General features: G+C 72.7%; 12 protein-coding genes. 4 read left to right on the plus strand and 8 right to left on the minus strand.

Features of this window, described 5'->3' with window-relative positions:
• The first annotated feature begins 14 nt into the window (after positions 1-14).
• Positions 15-1,049, plus strand: a complete 1,035-nt coding sequence (locus tag ACFY10_RS36200) for a lactonase family protein (protein WP_390669484.1) — start codon at positions 15-17, stop codon at positions 1,047-1,049.
• A gap of 286 nt (positions 1,050-1,335) precedes the next feature.
• Here the strand turns inward: ACFY10_RS36200 and ACFY10_RS36205 are convergent, their stop codons facing one another.
• The 4 genes from ACFY10_RS36205 to ACFY10_RS36220 form a co-directional block, all read right to left on the minus strand.
• Positions 1,336-2,259, minus strand: coding sequence for a sirohydrochlorin chelatase (locus ACFY10_RS36205; protein ID WP_390669485.1), 924 nt, complete (start codon positions 2,257-2,259; stop codon positions 1,336-1,338).
• Positions 2,260-2,378: 119 nt separating this feature from the next.
• Positions 2,379-3,338, minus strand: a complete 960-nt coding sequence (locus ACFY10_RS36210) for an N-acetylglucosamine kinase (protein ID WP_390669542.1) — start codon at positions 3,336-3,338, stop codon at positions 2,379-2,381.
• A gap of 65 nt (positions 3,339-3,403) precedes the next feature.
• Positions 3,404-4,081 (minus strand): uracil-DNA glycosylase, encoded by a 678-nt coding sequence (locus ACFY10_RS36215; RefSeq protein ID WP_390669486.1) that lies wholly within the window; start codon positions 4,079-4,081, stop codon positions 3,404-3,406.
• A gap of 82 nt (positions 4,082-4,163) precedes the next feature.
• On the minus strand, positions 4,164-5,315 hold the full coding sequence (locus ACFY10_RS36220) for a WD40/YVTN/BNR-like repeat-containing protein (protein ID WP_390669487.1): 1,152 nt from the start codon (positions 5,313-5,315) through the stop codon (positions 4,164-4,166).
• A 213-nt stretch (positions 5,316-5,528) separates the two neighbouring features.
• On the opposite strand from ACFY10_RS36220, the gene ACFY10_RS36225 reads away from it, so the two are divergent.
• From ACFY10_RS36225 to ACFY10_RS36235, 3 genes are all read left to right on the plus strand, one after another.
• Positions 5,529-6,113 (plus strand): hypothetical protein, encoded by a 585-nt coding sequence (locus ACFY10_RS36225; protein ID WP_390669488.1) that lies wholly within the window; start codon positions 5,529-5,531, stop codon positions 6,111-6,113.
• A gap of 220 nt (positions 6,114-6,333) precedes the next feature.
• Complete coding sequence (locus ACFY10_RS36230; RefSeq protein WP_390669490.1) at positions 6,334-7,161, plus strand: MIP/aquaporin family protein; 828 nt, start codon at positions 6,334-6,336, stop codon at positions 7,159-7,161.
• A 168-nt stretch (positions 7,162-7,329) separates the two neighbouring features.
• Complete coding sequence (locus tag ACFY10_RS36235) at positions 7,330-8,553, plus strand: MFS transporter (protein ID WP_390669491.1); 1,224 nt, start codon at positions 7,330-7,332, stop codon at positions 8,551-8,553.
• A gap of 52 nt (positions 8,554-8,605) precedes the next feature.
• On the opposite strand, the gene ACFY10_RS36240 is transcribed toward ACFY10_RS36235, so the two are convergent.
• From ACFY10_RS36240 to ACFY10_RS36255, 4 genes are all read right to left on the minus strand, one after another.
• Positions 8,606-10,495 carry a phospholipase C gene (locus ACFY10_RS36240; RefSeq protein ID WP_390669492.1) on the minus strand — a complete coding sequence of 630 codons (1,890 nt, stop codon included), beginning with the start codon at positions 10,493-10,495 and terminating at the stop codon, positions 8,606-8,608.
• 196 nt (positions 10,496-10,691) lie between these two features.
• Complete coding sequence (gene efeB, locus ACFY10_RS36245; protein ID WP_390669493.1) at positions 10,692-11,915, minus strand: iron uptake transporter deferrochelatase/peroxidase subunit; 1,224 nt, start codon at positions 11,913-11,915, stop codon at positions 10,692-10,694.
• The gene (locus ACFY10_RS36250) at positions 11,912-12,115 is read right to left on the minus strand and encodes a twin-arginine translocation signal domain-containing protein (protein WP_390669494.1); all 204 of its coding nucleotides are present in this window, start codon (positions 12,113-12,115) and stop codon (positions 11,912-11,914) included. Before ACFY10_RS36250 ends, efeB begins: the two co-directional genes overlap by 4 nt.
• Entirely contained in the window at positions 12,112-13,368 is a 1,257-nt protein-coding gene (locus tag ACFY10_RS36255) for an EfeM/EfeO family lipoprotein (protein WP_390669495.1), read from the minus strand. The genes ACFY10_RS36250 and ACFY10_RS36255 overlap by 4 nt, the downstream gene beginning before the upstream one ends.
• Positions 13,369-13,644: the final 276 nt, after the last annotated feature.

The following is a 13,644-nucleotide window of genomic DNA, read 5'->3' on the forward strand; positions in this document are numbered from 1 at the left end:
GAGAGGGGACTGCGGTGACAGACGGCGGCGGGCGGCGACGGAGGGCCTTCATCGGGTCGTTCACGGCAGCGGGAGGCCCCGGGATCGTGACCGCGGCCGTGGCTGCTCAGGGCGGCGCGCTGACCGCCCTGAGCAGGGTGGACGGCGTACCCGATCCCTCGTACCTGGTGCCGGCGCCCGACGGGCGTACCCTCTACGCGGTCAGCGAGACCGCCGAGGGCGCGGTGGCCGCGTACCGGGTGACGGGGGACCGGCCGGAGAAGGCGGGCGCGCCGGTCCCGGTCGGCGGGAACAGCCCCACGCACCTCAGCGTCTTCGCCGGTCATGTCCTCACCGCCAACTACGGCTCCGGCAGTGTCACCGCCGTGCCGGTCCGCTCCGACGGCACCCTCGCGGGCGCCGCGTCGGACGTCCTGCAGCACAAGGGCTCCGGCCCGCACACCCTCCGCCAGCAGGGGCCGCACGCCCACCAGGTGCAGCCCGATCCGAGCGGGCGGTGGGCCGTCAGCGTCGACCTCGGCACGGACTCGGTCCGTGTGTGCACGCTGACCGACGGCCGCCTCGAACTGCACCGGGAGATCGCCCTGCGGCCCGGCTGCGGACCGCGCCACCTGGCCTTCCACCCGGACGGCACGCACGCGTACGTCCTCAACGAGCTGACGCCGACCGTCACTGTCTGCCGCTGGGACGCCCTGGGCGGCTCCCTGGAGCCGCTGACCGAGCGGCAGGTGCTGCCCGGCGCCCCGACCGGCGACGCCTACCCGTCCGGCATCGTCGCCTCGCCCGACGGCCGCTTCGTGTGGACCGCCACCCGCGGCGAGGACGTCCTGTCCACGTTCGCCGTCGAGGGGGAGGAGCTGCGGCTGATCGGCACGGTCCCCTGCGGCGGCCACTGGCCCCGCGCGATCGCCGAGTCGGGAGGATTCCTCTATGCCGCGAACGAGCGCTCCGGCGAGGTGACCTGGTTCGCGCTCGACCCGGACACGGGACTGCCGCGCTACGAGGGCGCACTCGCGGTCCCTGCCGCGTCCTGCGTGGTCTTCGGCTGAGCGCAGCGGCGAGCGGCCGGGCCAAGCCGGTCGGGCGAAGCCCGCCGCCACGCGGCGGAGCCGCATGTCGATACGCAGTCGCGCCCCGAAGGGGCGCGGGGAACTGCGCGACCAGCCACGACAGGCCCGCAGGCGATCCACAGCCAATCGCGGCCCCGCGACGAAGCCGCAGATCGGCACAGTGGGCGGAGCCGCTCCGCAGCCGTGCCGCACGGCGAAGGGCCCGCTCCGGTGCGTGGAGCGGGCCCTTCGGTGTTCGTGCCTTCGTGCGGTGCCGGCGTGCGCGTCAGCGGACCGGCGTGCCCTGCGGCTGCGGCGGGGCGATGCCCAGGGCCGTCGTGTACTTGGCCAGCGCGAGCTTGCCGATCGCCGGGTAGGGGCCGAGCGCCTCGGCGGCGGAGCAGCCCGCCTCCTTGGCCGCCGCCTCGATCAGGCCCGGGTCGATCTCCGGCCCTATCAGGTACGGCGCGAGCGCCAGCTGCTGCGAGCCCGAGCCGCGCAGCTGCTCGGCGACGGCCGCGATCGAGCCGTCCTGGTCCAGAGCCGCCGCCATCACCGGCACGGCGAGACGCGCGGCGAGCAGCATGCCGGTGATCCCGGCCGCCTGAACGGCCTCGTCACCGCCCACCGAGGCCAGGATGATGCCGTCCGCCGCGGTCGCCACCGTGAACAGGCGGGCGCGGTCGGCGCGGGCCAGACCGGCCTCCGACAGGCGCACGTGCAGCGCCTCGGCGAGCAGCGGGTGCGGGCCCAGCACATCGGTCAGGTCGGCCGCCACGCGGCTGTCCATCACGGCCTGGCGGATACGGCGCAGCAGCGCGCCGTCCGGGCCGGCCAGCAGCGGCACGACGACGGCGACGGGCCCGTCCGGCTCCTTGACGTCCAGGCCGGCGGCGCGGGCGTGCTCGAAGCGGGCCGCACGCTCCTCGGCTGCATGCGCGAGCACGGCCTGCAGCGTGGGGAACTCCCCTTCGTCCCCGTCCAGGTACCCGATCCGCGCATCGAGGCCGGGGAGCTCGGAGCGGGCGATGCTCACGACCTCCTCGGCGAGGCTGCGGGTGGGGGCGCCGGGAGTCCCCGGCACCGCGAGGACGAGCGCGGGCGCGCCCTCGGGAGCCGCCAGGGGCTCGGGTCGGCGGTGCCGCCCGGGCTGGCGAGGTCGCGGCATTCGTACTGGCAGGCCGGACGCGGGCCCAGTGGGGGAGCTCATGGCGACGCATGTTACTGGCTTCCTGGGCTCCCCTGTTCGGGGAGGGTGCAGGTGAGCGGTTTCTGTCCCATTTTGTCTGATGAGTTACATGCGGATCAGAAGCTTGCGGCGTGCGGTGATCAGTCCCCGGCGCCGGTCACCACGGACAACATCGCCGCATCACTCGGGAGAGTGAGTGTTCCCGCCGCGAGATCGTCGGCGATACGCACCGAGCCCGCCAGCGGATCGCCGCAGGCCGGCACCAGCGGCGCATGCGGCAACCGCTGCGACACCTCTTCCCCCAGGGGGACGAGCAGGGGGTCCCCCATCTTGAACAGGCCGCCCGTGACGGCCACTCGGGGCTCTCCCGCGGCCGGGCAGACCGCGGCCGCCGACTCGGCCATGTGCCGGGCCGCGGCGCGCAGGATGCCCGCGGCGACCGGGTCGCCGTCGGCGCAGGCGGCCACCTGGGGTGCGAAGGAGGCGAGAACGGCGGGGCGGTCCTGGCGGGGGTAGAGCCTGCCCGGCAGCCCCGGCATCGGACCGAACAACTCCTCGGCGCGGGCCAGCAGCCCGGTCGAACCGCCCGGTCTGCCGTCGTGGCCGCGCAGGGCGGCCTCCAGCCCGGCCCGCCCGATCCAGGCGCCGCTGCCGCAGTCGCCCAGCAGATGCCCCCAGCCGTCCGCGCGGCGCCAGCACGTCAGGTCGGTGCCCACGGCGATCAGGCCCGTACCGGCGGCGACCACGGCACCGGGGCGTGGCCCGAGGGCGCCGACATAGGCGGTGACGGCGTCGGCGACCAGGGCGACGGAACGGATGCCGAACTCCCGCCCCAGCGCACCGGGGAGTTCGGCGCGCAGGGCGTCGCCCAGGGATGCCAGGCCGGCGGCACCCACGGCGGCCGTGCTCAGCGCGGAGACACCGGTCTCGGCGGTCAACGCCCGCACCATCGGCACCAGTTGGGCCATCAGGTGCCCGGGATCGATTCCCCGGGCTCCGGTCCGCACCGGCTCCCGGGACTCCCGCTGGGCCGGTGGACCGCCGTCCGCTCTCTTGACGACGACCCGCAGACCCGAGCCCCCCGAGTCGACCGCGAGGATTCCGGTCGTGCCCGCCCGCGCCCCGTGCCCCGCCGCGTCCGTACCCGATCCGTCCCCCGCACCCCTCACGGCAGGCGCCAGTCCACCGGCTGTCCGCCCTGTCCGACCAGGAGGTCGTTGGCCCGGCTGAAGGGACGCGAGCCGAAGAAGCCGCGGTCGGCCGACATCGGGGACGGGTGGGCGGACTCCACCGACGGGAGAGCGCCGAGCAGCGGGCGCAGGTTGCGGGCGTCCCGGCCCCAGAGGATCGACACCAGGGGCTTGCCACGCCCGGCCAGGGCGCGAATGGCCTGCTCGGTGACCTCCTCCCAGCCCTTGCCGCGGTGCGCACCCGGCTTGCGCGGGGCGGTGGTGAGCGCCCTGTTGAGCAACAGCACGCCCTGCTGGGTCCATGGCGTCAGATCGCCGTTGGAGGGCTGCGGCATTCCTATGTCGGTGTTCAGCTCCCGGAAGATGTTGATGAGACTGCCGGGCAGCGGACGCACCTCGGGCGCCACCGAGAACGACAGCCCCACCGCATGCCCCGGCGTCGGATACGGATCCTGTCCGACGATCAGGACGCGTACGTCGTCGAAGGGTTGCTGGAAGGCCCGCAGAACATTCGGTCCGGCCGGAAGATAGGTGCGCCCCGCGGTGATCTCCGCCCGCAGGAAGTCCCCCATCCCGGCGATCCGTCCGGCCACGGGTTCCAGGGCCTTCGCCCAGCCCGCCTCGACGATTTCATGCAACGGTCGTGGTGCCACGGGCGTCACCCTACTGCCGTACGGGCGACGGAGATCAACCGGTGGCCATGGCCCTGCGGTCCCCCCGCCGGACTCATCCGGCTCATCCGACCACCGCTGCCCGTACGCACAGCACGTCCGGCAGATGCGACATCAACTGCCGCCAGCTGTCGCCGTCGTCGGCCGATGCGTACACCTCGCCGTTGCGGTTGCCGAAGTACACGCCCGCGGGATCCGCGCCGTCGGTGCACAGCGCGTCGCGCAGCACCGTGCCGTAGTGGTCCTCCTGCGGCAGGCCGGCCGACAGTGGCTCCCAGCTCTTGCCCGCGTCGGCCGTGCGGAAGACCCGGCAGCGGTGGCCGGCGGGCACCCGGTCCGCGTCCGCGTTGATCGGGAACACGTACGCCGTGTCGCCGCGGCGCGGGTGGGCGGCCGCGGCGAAGCCGAAGGTGGACGGCAGGCCTTCGCCGATGTCGCTCCAGTGGGCGCCCGCATCGTCGCTGCGGTACACGCCCCAGTGGTTCTGCAGGTACAGCCGGTCCGGGGTCGCCCCATCCTGGGCGATCTTGTGGACGCACTGCCCGAACTCCGGGTTCGGATCGGGCAGGAACACCGCGGAGACACCGGAGTTGGACGGCGCCCAACTCGCTCCGCCGTCAGTGGTCTTGAACACCCCGGCCGTCGACACGGCGACCGTCACCGCCTGCGGGTCGCGCTTGTCGGTGAGCACGGTGTGCAGGCCCTCACCGCCGCCGCCCGGCACCCACTTCGAACGGGTGGGGTGCTCCCACAGGGGGCGGACCAGCTCGAAGGTCTCCCCGCGGTCCTCGGAGCGGTACAGCGCGGCCGGTTCCGTGCCCGCGTACACCACGTCCTGTTCCGCGGCCGCCGGATGCAGCTGCCACACCCGCTCCAGCGAAGCCCCCGTGTCCTTGGGGAACTTGACGGCCGGTTGCGCCGGTTCCGTCCAGGTGCGGCCCAGGTCGTCGGAGTGGAACACGGACGGGCCCCAGTGGGCGCTGTCGCCGCCGGCCAGCAGGCGCGGACGATCGCCGCGGGTGTCGACCGCGACCGAGTACACGGCCTGCGCGTTGAAGTAAGGAGTCTCGTCGAACTCCCATGCGCCACCGCGCCGACGCCCGATGAACAGGCCCTTGCGCGTGCCCACGGCGAGCAGTACCTCGGTCATGCCGATCACCTCCGCTGTGCTTTCGGCGTCATTGCCCCAGACACCGGCCAGTCTGCACCCCGCCACTGACAGTCACCTCTGGGATCGCAGTCGCCGCAGGTCAGAGCGGTGTCGGCGGCTTGAGCGGCGATAACCGGCCCCCTTTGCGCAGACGCCTGCGCGAGCGACGGGACTCGTGCGACCGTCGAGTCCGTGGAGTCGACCTGAGCATCCAGCGGCCTTCGCCCGTATGGGAGGGAGGTTCCGGATGATCGTGCGCTCATGAGGAGGATGCCTTCGATGGCGTTCCGTGGTCCGAAGGTGTGGCTGTGGCGCTGGCGGCGCAACCCGCTCAAGCGTCGCGCCGACGCGGTGGAGGCATGGGTCGTGCTCGGTGCCTGGCTGGTCACCGTCCTGGCCGGGGTGCTCGCAGGTCTGACGGCGACGAGGTCGGTCGAGGACGGTCTGGCCCGTGAGCGGGTCGAGTGGCGGCAGGTCGTGGCCCGGCTGACGGAGAAGGCGCCCGGAACGGCCTCCGACCACATCCCCACGTCCAGCGGCGAACAGGTGTGGGGGAACGTGCGCTGGACCGCACCGGACGGCTCCACGCACACCGGGCAGGTCCGGGTCGGCCCCGGCAGCGGCGCCGGCACGGCGGTCACCATCTGGACCGACCCGCAGGGCCATCTGGTCTCCAGGCCCGCCACCGCCGCCCAGGCCCAGCTGCGTTCCTCGCTGATCGGCGTCCTGGTGGGCATGAGCGCCGCGGCCGTCCCCTTCATCGGCGGCCGCGTCCTGTGCGGGCGCCTGGAACGCCGCCGCATGTCCCGGTGGGACACGGAATGGGCCCGCTTCGGTCCCCTGTGGGGGCGCAAGACGAGCTGACGATCCCGGCTCGCGACGGCGCCGCGGCAGGGCGCCGCGCTGCGGGCTCGTGGACGCTGTGCCATGGTCGTAGGGGACGCCCCGGCGGCGGTGCATCCAGGCGTTGGCTCAGGGCAGAAGTGGTGGCGGTTGCTCCAGTTGATGCTGGGCCCCTGGACGCCTCGCGCCTGACAACTACCCTCGCGGACACAACCATTTCTGGCGGAAGGCGGTGCCTCCCATGGCGGAGCAGACTTCCAGAAGGGGACTGGTCGGCGAACTGTCGGCGGAGTTCCTGGGCACCATGATCCTGATCCTCTTCGGCTGCGGTGTGGTCGCCCAGGTCGTGGCCGCCGGCATCGGCGACCACGACAGCATCGCCTGGGCCTGGGGCCTCGGCGTCACGATGGGCGTGTACGTCGCCGCCCGGCTCAGCGGCGCCCATATCAACCCCGCAGTCACGCTGGCTCTGGCCTGTTTCAAGGGCTTCGAGTGGAAGAAGGTCGTCCCGTACTGGGTGGCGCAGTTCGCCGGCGCCTTCGTCGCCGCGCTGCTGGTGCGCTGGAACTACACCGAGGTCCTGGCCAAGGCCGACCCCGGCCACACCATCAAGACCCAGGGCGTCTTCTCCACCCTCCCGGGCAACGGCGCCCTGCCGGTGAGCGAACTGGGCGCCCTGCGCGACCAGGTGATCGGCACCGCCATCCTGGTCCTGGTCATCTTCGCCGTCACCGACCTGCTCAACACCCCGCCCGGCGCCAACCTGGCCCCGTTCATCATCGGTTTGCTGGTCGTGGCGATCGGCATGGCCTGGGGCACCGACGCCGGTTACGCCATCAACCCGGCCCGCGACTTGGGACCGCGGCTCGCCAGCTACTTCACCGGGTACGGGACCGCCTGGCGGGACCAGTACGGCAACCTCTACTTCTGGGTGCCGATCGTCGGGCCCCTGGTCGGCGGCCCGCTCGGCGCCGCAATCTACCGGCTGTTCATCTCGCCCTTCCTGACCGGAACGGAGGAACAGGAGCCGGGCGACATCCCGACACCCGACGCCACCCGGACGGAGTAGCCGCGACGACCGCGCCGAGCCGGGCGGGCGCGGGCGCTCAGCAGTCGAGCCCGCCGCCCGCCCGGCCGCACTCGGCCCGAAGGGTGCAGCTACCGTCGTACGAGGCGGTGTGCGCCCGTTCGCGCAGGGCGACGAGGTGCCGCACGCCGGGCGAGGAGCGCCACGGGCATGCGCGGGACGGGCGGCAAGGTCACACCGGAGTCCGCGGCGGCCGGGCCGGGGATGCGTCCGTGGCGGTTCGTCCTCGTCTTCGGCACGGTCAGCCTGCTGGCCGACTTCGTCTACGAGGGCGCCCGCTCGATCACCGGCCCCCTGCTCGCCTCGCTCGGTGCGTCCGCCCTGGTCGTCGGCGTGGTCACCGGCGTCGGCGAGGCCGCGGCGCTGGTGCTGCGGCTGGTCTCCGGGCCGCTGACGGACCGCACCCGCCGCTTCTGGACGTGGACGATCGCCGGATACACGCTCACGGTGGTCTCCGTGCCGGTACTCGGTCTGACCGGGGTGCTGTGGGCGGCGAGCGCGCTGGTGATCGCCGAACGCGTCGGCAAGGCGGTGCGTTCACCGGCCAAGGACACCCTCCTGTCGCACGCCACCGCCGCCACCGGCCGCGGCCGCGGCTTTGCCGTCCATGAGGCGATGGACCAGGTCGGAGCGCTCATCGGCCCGCTGGTCGTGGCCGGGATGCTGGCCGCCACCGGCGACGACTACGCGCCCGCGCTGGGCGTCCTGGCCGCCCCCGGAGTCGCCGTACTGGCCCTGCTGGTGTGGCTGCGCCACCGGGTGCCGGATCCGGCCGCCTACGAACCCGGAGCGGAACCCACGGCCGCCGTCGCGCAGGGCGGACGGGCGCCGCTGCCGCGCACCTTCTGGGTGTACGCCGCGTTCACGGCCGCGACGCTGGCCGGGTTCGCGACCTTCGGCGTGCTCTCCTACCACCTGGTCGAGCGGCATCTGCTGCCCACCGCCGCGGTGCCGGTGCTGTACGCCGCCGCCATGGGCGCCGACGCGCTCGCCGCGCTGGCCACCGGCTGGGCCTACGACCGGTACGGCGCCCGCACCTTGGCCGTCCTGCCCGTCCTCGCCGCCGGCGTGCCCCTGCTGGCCTTCACCGACACCGTCGCTCTGGTCGTGGCCGGCGCGCTGCTTTGGGGTGCCGCCATGGGCGTACAGGAATCGACCCTGCGGGCCACTGTCGCCGACCTCGTCCCGCCCAGGCGCCGCGCCACCGCGTATGGCGTGTTCGCCGCCGTGGTGGGCGCGGGCACGCTGGTCGGCGGCATCCTCGCGGGAGCCCTGTACGCCCGCTCGATCCCGGCGCTGATCGTCGTCACTGTGGCCATCCAGGCCCTGGCGCTCGTCCTGCTCGCCGTCACCCGCCCGGGGCATCCGTCCTGAACAGCGCGGATGGGCCGCGGACGAGTGCCCGCGGCCCATCCGATACAGGCTCCTACCGGGCCGCGGCCGCGGGCCCGATGCGCCGCTTGCGGCGGTGCAGGGCGAAGGCGGTGCCGGTGGCGCCGGCGGTGAGCAGACCGGCGGCGACGGCTATCGGCAGGGCCGGGGAGGCCGAGCCGGTGTCGGCGACGTTCTGCGCCTTGAGGTCCTGGACGTAGGGCGGGTAGGCGCCCTGGGCGGAGACGGCGGTGACCGTCCCGCTGTGGTGCGGGATGCCCTTCACGGACTTGACCGAGCCGTCCGTGTTCAGCAGCACCTGCTTGTTGTTGGGGTGCTTGAAGTCGAACAGGCCGCTCAGGGTGCCGGAGCGCCGGTCGAAGGAGGCGTCACCGATGCGGCCGGTGTGCCAGTTGTTCTCGATGAACCTGGTGATCGACGCCTGCTCGGTGGCGGTGTGGTCGATCGAATTGACCTTGCTGTAGGGGGAGATGACCAGCAGCGGCTGCCGGGTGCCGGGGCCGCAGCGGTCCGCGTAGCCGCCGGCCGGGGCCGGGCCGGACTGGCAGGCGGGGCTGTCCAGGGCCTTGCCGTTGGAGCCTGTGGTGGAGTCCTTGGAGCCGTTGAGCACCTTGGCGGCCACGTGGTCGTACCAGCCGTCGGAGTCGTCGTAGGCGAGAACGACCGCGGTGGACTTCCACTGCGGCGACTGCTGCAGCGCGTTGATCTCCTTGATCAGGAAGTGCTGCTCGTCCGTCGGGTCCGAGTAGCCGGCGTGACCGTCCTGGTACTCGGCCGCCTTCAGGAAGCTCACCGCGGGCAGGCTGCCGGCCTTGAGGGCGGCGTCGAAGTCCGTCAGGTCGTAGTTGTGGTTGGCCCGGCCGCCGTGTCCGATCTCGGCGACGCTCTTGGGGGCCAGGTGGTGCGGGTTGGACGTCGACTTGTAGTACTCGAACGGCGAGTGGTGCGGGCTGTAGTCCTCCGACGCGGCGCCGCCGATGTTGGCGTGGGTGGTCCCGCCGCACTTGGCGTAGTCGCCCTGCTTGCCGTCCCAGGCGGTGCTGGGCCGGAAGCCGCCCTGGAACCAACCCCAGCTCACACCCCTGGAGTTGAGCAGGTCACCGATGTTCTTGCCCTGCATCACCGCCAGCGCGTTGGTCGAGGTGTGGTCCTTGTCCGAGCAGTCGTCGAACGCGGGGTCCGGGTCGTTGACCAGCGTGCCGACGCCCTTGGCGTCGGGGGAGAGGACCGTGTACGGGTCCGGCGTCGAGGTCTGCTTCGGGTTCTCCGTGCCGGAGGCCGGGTCGACGGAGATCACGCCGTGGGTCTGGCCCGAGATCAGGTTGAGGGCGCCGGGGGTGGAGGGCCCGTAGACCGAGCTGAACGACTTGTCGTTCAGGGCGTAGTGCTGGGCGTAGTTCCACAGCGCGGTGACGGTGTTGCCGTCGTAGTAGTCCATCACCAGGCCGGGCTCGCCGAAGAGCCCGCTGCACTTGTTGACCTCGGTGTTCTCGACGTACTTGTCGGCCTTGCCGCCGTCGGCCGCGTACTGCTCGGGGCCGTAGGAGTGGTTCTGGTCGCAGGTCATGGCCTGCGAACTGGCCAGCCGCTTGGGCTTGTAGAGGTTCGGGTTGTTCGTCAGCAGCCCGGCGTTGAGGAGGTTGTCGGCCTTCGGGGTGTGCGCCGCTGCCTTGAAGGTGGTGCCGTCGGTGTTGGCGGCCTTCGGATAGGTGGCGAAGTAGTGGTCGAACGAGATGTTCTCGTCGTAGATCACCACCAGGTGCTTGATCGGTGTCGCGGTGTGGGCGCCGGAGTGGCTCTGACCGCCGGAGGCCGCCGTGGCGGGGACGGCACCGCCCGCGCTCGCCAGGGCGGCCGCACCGAGCAGGGCGCCCACGCGGGTCAACCTGCGCCGCGCCCTTGAGGTTCTACCTGTGCCGATCATGCTGTCTCGCCTTCCGAGAGCACTGAGTTCCACTGCATCCCATGGCCGCGGTATCCGTGGCCATGGCATCTACGGCTGGATCCTGGGCAATGGTGGCGGCGGTGCGGCGGAGCGGCAATGACGGGTCAGCGAATGTTCGGTCAGGAATTCCTCATTGTCCTTTGGCGTGTTCTTGACCAGTACGGCGAGGGCGGGATCAGGCCAGCAGGGTGCGCCCCAGCCAGTCGGAGCCGTCCCGCACCCCGGGCAGGGCGAAGAAGTAGCCGCCGCCGAACGGGGTGATGTAGTCGACCAGAGGCTCGCCGGCCAGCCGCTTCTGCACAGTCTCGAACTGGCGGGCAAGGTCCTGCTGGTAGCAGCAGAACAGCAGGCCCATGTCGAGGTTGCCGTTGCTGTCGGTGCCGCGGTCGTAGTTGTAGCCGCGCCGCAGGATGCGCTGCTCGTCGGTGGCGCCGGTGCGCGGATTGGCCCGCCGGATGTGGCTGTCCAGGGGGATCACATCGCCCTGGGGGTCCTGCGGGTAGTTGGGGGTGTCGCTCTCGTGGCGTCCGTCCAGGGGTGCTCCGGTGTCCCGCGCGCGGCCGAACATCCGCTCCTGCTCGCTGATCGAGACCCGGTCCCAGAACTCCACCAGCATGCGGATCAGCCGTACGACCTGATAACTGCCGCCGACCGCCCAGTCCGGCTCACCCGCGCCGCTGCCCACCCACACCAGGCGGTCCATCGCCCGGGCGTCGCGCCGGTCGGGGTTGGCGATGCCGTCCTTGAACCCCATGTGGTTGCGGGGCGTGCCGGCAGGGCGGGGCGGGCTGATGAAGCCGTCCATGCGCCAGCGCACCTGCATGCCGCCGCGGGTGTGCCGGGTGATGTCGCGCAGGGCGTGCAGCACCGTGTCCTGGTTGGCGGCGCAAAGCTGCACACTCAGATCGCCGTGGCACCAGGCGGCATCCAGGTCGTCATCGGGGAACGACGGCATGGTGGTGAGCCGGTGGGGCCTGCGGGAGCCCAGGCCGTACCGTTCGTCGAAGAGCGCGGCGCCGACGCCCACGGTGCAGGTCAGGGCGTCCGCCGGGACCTCCGGGCCGAGCGTGCCGGAGTCGGCGGGCGGGGCGGTGATGCCCAGCTCGTCCGGACTGCCACCGGACGTGAGGAACCGGGCCCGGTCCGTCAACGTCCGCAGAAGATCTGCCAGTTCACGGCGGTTGTCCGCGGTCGAGTCGAAGGACACGAACGCCGTGGCGCGCTGCGCCGGAGTGACGATGCCGGCCTGGTGCCGCCCGTGAAAGCCCACGCTCGCACTCTCGCGGGGCTGCGCGGCGGCGGAGGCGGTCTGGTGGTCGGCGGCCACGAGCCCGGTCCCGGCCACGGCGGCTGCGCCGGCGAGGAAGCCGCGGCGTGCGATGTCGTGTGCCGGATTCACGCGGTCCTCCGGATGTCGGTGGGGGTGGCCAGGGTGGAGGTTTGCTCGGGCGGCTTGCCCGGGTCGGTGTCGGTGGTCTTGTGCTGGGTGTGGGGCTGCGGGGAGGCGGTCTGGTGGTCGGCGGCCATGAGCCCGGTCCCCGCCACGGCCGCCGTGCCGGCGAGGAAGCCGCGGCGTGCGATGTTGTGCGCCGGGTTCACGCGGTCCTCCGTACGTCGGTGAGGGCGGCCACGGCGGAGAGCCGCTCGACCAGCTCGCCCAGGTCGGCGTCGATCTTCTCGCGCTGCGTGCGCGTGAGTCGGTCCAGCGGTGTCCAGTGGCCGTCGCGATCGCAGCCGTCGAGCGTGCGTCGGGTGCGGGCCAGCCAGGAGTCGAGGCCGGACAGGCCCGTGTCGCGGGTCTTCAGCAACGGCCGCAGATACCCGAGCAGCACGCGGGTGCCGTCGAGGTTGGCGCGGGCGCTGGCCAGATTGCTGCCGCTGCCGTAGTCGGTACGGCCCGTCAGCTCGAACTGCACGGTGTTCTCCAGGATCTCGTGCGCGCGCAGGCCGACATCGGCCGGATCCATCCGCTGGTCGGGCCAGCTGTCGCGCAGGGCGTGCACGGCCTTGGCGAGCCGGGCGGCCGGCCCGCGCAGACTGCTCGGCGACTCGCCGTGCCACAGCCCGTACTCGACCCGGTGGAACCCCGTGAAGTCCGCGTCGTGCACCCCGCCGGACAGCCCCGCCGTGGTCCCGTTGATCGCCGAGTCCGCGTCGCCGAAGGTGCCGTAGGCGGCGCCCATCCGCTCGTACACGAGGTGCGCGGGAAGCCAGGCGGCGCGGGCGGCCGCGAGGTCCCCGCGGTCGATCGCGTCGCGCAGGACGTCGGTCTTGTCCGCCAGCTCGACCGTGCGGGCCTGGATCCACTTCTGGTAGGCGAGCGTGGGCGGGATGAGCTGCTGCTGGGTCACCGGGACGGCGGCCGGACCGCTCCGCACGTGCCCGCCGGTTATGTGCACGGTGGGGCCGGTGACGGCGTCGGCGTCGTCGGGCAGGCACTTGAAGGCGTACGTGCCGTTGCCGAGCGTCACGCGTATCGGGCGTTCGGTGCCCGGGGCGAGTCCCTCGATCTCGCCGTAGACGGCGCCCGTCTGCGGGTCGGTCAGATAGACCTCGGCCGCCGTGCCGGAGGTGTTGTGCAGCTCGAAGACCTGACGGCCGGGTTCGGGGTGGGTCCAGCCGCGGCCGCAGTGGGCGGACGTGACCTCGACGGTGGTGCGCCGCAGCCCGTCGGCCGCCCTCGCCGCGTGGGCGCCCCCGCCGGAACCACCGGCAGCCAGCACGCCTGCCGCCACCGCTGCCGCCACGGCCAGGGCACCGCCGGCGAGCAGCACGGTGCGCCGCCGGGCCGGATGGGGCGGGGGCGCTGCGGGACCGGATGCGGCTTCGGCGCCGACCGCGGTTTCGGGCATGCCGGGCCTCCTGGAAGTCGTACGAACGAGGCGGCGTCGAATGATCCTAAGCAGGCCGCCGGAGTGCGACGGCGTTCCTGACCGGGTCCTGACCGGAGGAAAAGCCAGAATTCGTCCGCGGTTCACCCACCGGCCCGGCAGGGCGCCGGACGTCCGGCACCGGCGTCTCACGTGCGGTAATTCCGGGTGATCTTCCCGCGGCGGTGGCCGGCGTGCGGGCCATGGACGTGACGTTCACCAAGGTGCCCCGGGGCCGCTACCGGATGACCGTCGTAC

Source organism: Streptomyces sp. NPDC001401, from assembly GCF_042895385.1.
Classification (GTDB): Bacteria; Actinomycetota; Actinomycetes; order Streptomycetales; family Streptomycetaceae; genus Streptomyces.

Coding starts and splice junctions, on each gene's coding strand:
- ACFY10_RS36205 (WP_390669485.1), bottom strand. CDS start 2,259: ATGAGCTCCCCCACTGGGCCCGCGTCCGGCCTGCCAGTACGAATGCCG.
- ACFY10_RS36225 (WP_390669488.1), top strand. CDS start 5,529: ATGGCGTTCCGTGGTCCGAAGGTGTGGCTGTGGCGCTGGCGGCGCAAC.
- ACFY10_RS36230 (WP_390669490.1), top strand. CDS start 6,334: ATGGCGGAGCAGACTTCCAGAAGGGGACTGGTCGGCGAACTGTCGGCG.
- ACFY10_RS36235 (WP_390669491.1), top strand. CDS start 7,330: ATGCGCGGGACGGGCGGCAAGGTCACACCGGAGTCCGCGGCGGCCGGG.
- ACFY10_RS36240 (WP_390669492.1), bottom strand. CDS start 10,495: ATGATCGGCACAGGTAGAACCTCAAGGGCGCGGCGCAGGTTGACCCGC.
- ACFY10_RS36255 (WP_390669495.1), bottom strand. CDS start 13,368: ATGCCCGAAACCGCGGTCGGCGCCGAAGCCGCATCCGGTCCCGCAGCG.